The organism is Candidatus Eisenbacteria bacterium, from assembly GCA_018831195.1.
In the GTDB taxonomy this organism is placed as follows: domain Bacteria; phylum Eisenbacteria; class RBG-16-71-46; order CAIMUX01; family JAHJDP01; genus JAHJDP01.
In genome coordinates this window covers 1-2,887 of record JAHJDP010000055.1, presented here as the reverse complement: position 1 = coordinate 2,887, position 2,887 = coordinate 1, and the positions used below count along the sequence as shown (strand labels likewise).

At 58.1% G+C, this 2,887-nt stretch carries 3 protein-coding genes; all 3 read right to left on the bottom strand.

Annotated features, from left to right (window positions below; all coding sequences use genetic code 11):
• On the bottom strand, positions 1-570 hold a 570-nt coding region (locus tag KJ970_10315), incomplete at its 3' end, for a transposase (protein ID MBU2691311.1).
• Positions 571-653: 83 nt separating this feature from the next.
• On the bottom strand, positions 654-1,859 hold the full coding sequence (locus KJ970_10310) for a hypothetical protein (GenBank protein ID MBU2691310.1): 1,206 nt from the start codon (positions 1,857-1,859) through the stop codon (positions 654-656).
• A 62-nt stretch (positions 1,860-1,921) separates the two neighbouring features.
• A complete protein-coding gene (locus KJ970_10305) occupies positions 1,922-2,701 on the bottom strand; it encodes a T9SS type A sorting domain-containing protein (GenBank protein ID MBU2691309.1) in 780 nt (259 codons plus the stop codon).
• Positions 2,702-2,887 lie beyond the last annotated feature (186 nt).

Below are 2,887 nucleotides of genomic sequence, written 5' to 3'. Positions count from 1 at the left end.
ATGACCGCTTACGCTGTAGGGAAAGGAGACAAGAGCCGCCAGGCGGCGCAGGAAGTCCAAGGGATCGAGGATCAGATGTGTGGCGCCGTTGGCATTCGGCCACGGCCGCCGCAAACGATACACAACCTTCCCCTCGGGGCTGAGCGAAAGACGCTCTTGGGAAAACGGCGCCCGCAACCCGTAGCGCAGCAGCCGCTCCAGCGCTTCACGGTCCCACGCAGGGACCGACTGCGCGGCATGCAAGAAGAATCCGGCCATGGAGGCGCACTGAGGCTTGCTTGAGAAACCTCCCGCGTCTTCTTCCTCCCCGCCGATCCCCGGCAGGCGGGGGCCCGAGCGCGTTCCCAATGGGGCGTTGCGCGCAAAGAAGAAGGCGTCGCACAGCGCGGCAAGGTCGGGATCGAGGTAGTCGCTGCCGTCCGCCTCCCACGCCGCCGCCACCCGCTCGCTCATGCGGCGGCCGATCTCCAGCGTCAGCTCCTCGACATCCGCCGTTGTGGGCGGAGGGAGTGGCTCGAAGCGCAGGCGCTCTCCCGAGGCATCCGCCCCTTTCCCATCCGCAAACCACAAAGCGGCGGAAGGAAAACTTGGAGAGCGATTTAGTCCTCAATCCAGTTTTTGGACATTACGCATGCCGGGCGACGCCAGAATCATCACCTCACAATATGCACTCGCGTCGAGACGTCCGTCCTCCCCGTAGGTCGTAGCCAGTAGACACCAGCGGGAAGCTTGCGGCCCTGATCGTCGGTTCCCGGCCAGCGCGCAGTGAAGGTTGCACCGGCGCGTGGCGATAGGGTCACGGTCGCGCATCGCCGGCCGAGGACGTCGAGGACCTCAACGGCAGGCGAAAGGTCCACGGATTGGCCGGTCAGCCCGAGCGTGCAGCCATCGCCGCCAATCACCGTGGGGTAGGCTCGAAGCCGAGAGTCCAGGCCGGACGCTTGTTCATCGCCGACTCCCGAGGGATCCCAGCAGATCCCGAGCCGTGCGCCCACGTCCTCTCCGTTCTCACCGGCGCCCAGGCATGGGCTCTCCGGCTCCAGGCGATAATCCGCCACCTCCCCGTCTGGATCGCAGAGCAGCGGATCGGCCGAGAAATTGCCGGCCTGTTCGCCGCAGTTGGGCCACCCTCCGGGCTCGACAAAATCATTGTAACGCCACTCAAGGGTATCCGGCTGGACATCGCCACACTGCACATACTTCATTATATTGTTAGTGAAGATAAGAGAAAAATCCGTCGAGAACTCAACGTAAAAGTAAATGGAATCGTCAATCGTATTATTCTTCAGATTGATCCGTGTCCCCGAGGGAACGTTCCAATAATTGAGACCATTCCCCCGGAGGACACAGTCTTCAATTAGAACATCAAATGGTCCGTTGAACCAGAACAGATTATCAGACCATGAGCTCCACCAAATGAAACACGACTTAATAGTCAGATCTGCGCCCACTATAGCTACGTAGCTACCAGAGTCTCCCGCTACGATGAAGCAACGCTTGATGACTGTATTCGGATTGCCATTGTAGAAAGTGGGATTCAGGCCCCCGAGGATCGTCATGTTCTCGATCAATGTCGCATCAGTCCCTTCGAGAATAGTAAACGGGCCCTGATAGTCCAGGGGAGAAACATGAACCTCCGTTGAATCCGGCACCATGCCAATCACGCTGACTCCCGGATTCACGTAGGCATCTTCGTGGTAGAGGCCCGCGCTCACCGCCACGGTATCACCCGAAACGGCATCCTCGCACGCCAGCGTGATGGTCGAGTACTCATCCGGCACCCGTAGGAGATCGGCCCGTATCCCCAAAGGCAGTGTCGCGCATAGAATTGCTGCGCATAACAAAAGGCTTTGTCTCATTGTCATCACCCCCTCTAAAGCCCTAGCAAGCCAAGCCGCACGATCGTCTCCCTTTAGGCTAACTATCTTACCACCATGATCTTCCGAACGTCAACCCTCTCAGGAGCCTTGACTTGCAAGAAGTAAACACCGCTCGCCACCAGTGTTCCTTGCTGGCCGCGGCCGTCCCACACGACTCGATATCTCCCCGCCCGATAGCGTTCATCAATTACTGTTTTGACCTGCCGGCCTCCTACGTCAAACACCTCGGCCAACACCCTGCCCGGGCGCGGAAGTTCAAAGCTAATCGATAAGTCACCCTTCAGAATTGGATTTGGCCCCACACGCAATTTCCACTCAACCGGTTTGGCTTCATCATCCGGCAGCTTCTGTTCCTTCTTCAAACCTAAGGACGTCGCGGCGTTGAAGGTGTTTCGCGGGTCATGACCATACTGGGACCAAGGCAGTTCGTTTTCTGAGGCAGTGCCCAGCAGCTCAAAGACATGAACCCAACCACTCCTGTCCTGGACGATTAACTCCAGATTACCGGTAGCATCTATGTCGGCAATCGTTGGTGTCAGTGGTAGATCTGCGAATAGCTGCGGCCATCCGCGTTCAGCGCGTCCACTATCAGCATCGGCATCCCATTCGAAACACGCCAAGTAGCCCCCATCCGTCGGTACCAGGATCTCAAGAAAGTCGTCCTCATCGATGTTGGCAATGGCCGGTTGGCCAGCCGGACCGATGCTTTCGAACTTCCGACTTGGGATCATAATGCTGTCCATGACGGACGTGGTGTCTAGAGGCTCATAGGAGGCGGACTTGTCAAGAACATGCAGACGCAGGCTCTTCGTCCAAGCCAATAGGAAATTTCAACGCCCCTTTGCCCCTGCCCGCCCCCTCGCAGCTGCCACGATGATGATATCCGATCTCGAAAGGACCGACAAGACTGTTCTGAGAGCCTTGCCTGGCAGTTCTCCGCCATAAACTTCCACTCAGTGGGTCCTGTTTTGTCATCTTCCCGGCGCAGTAGGCGCTCCGATCGATCT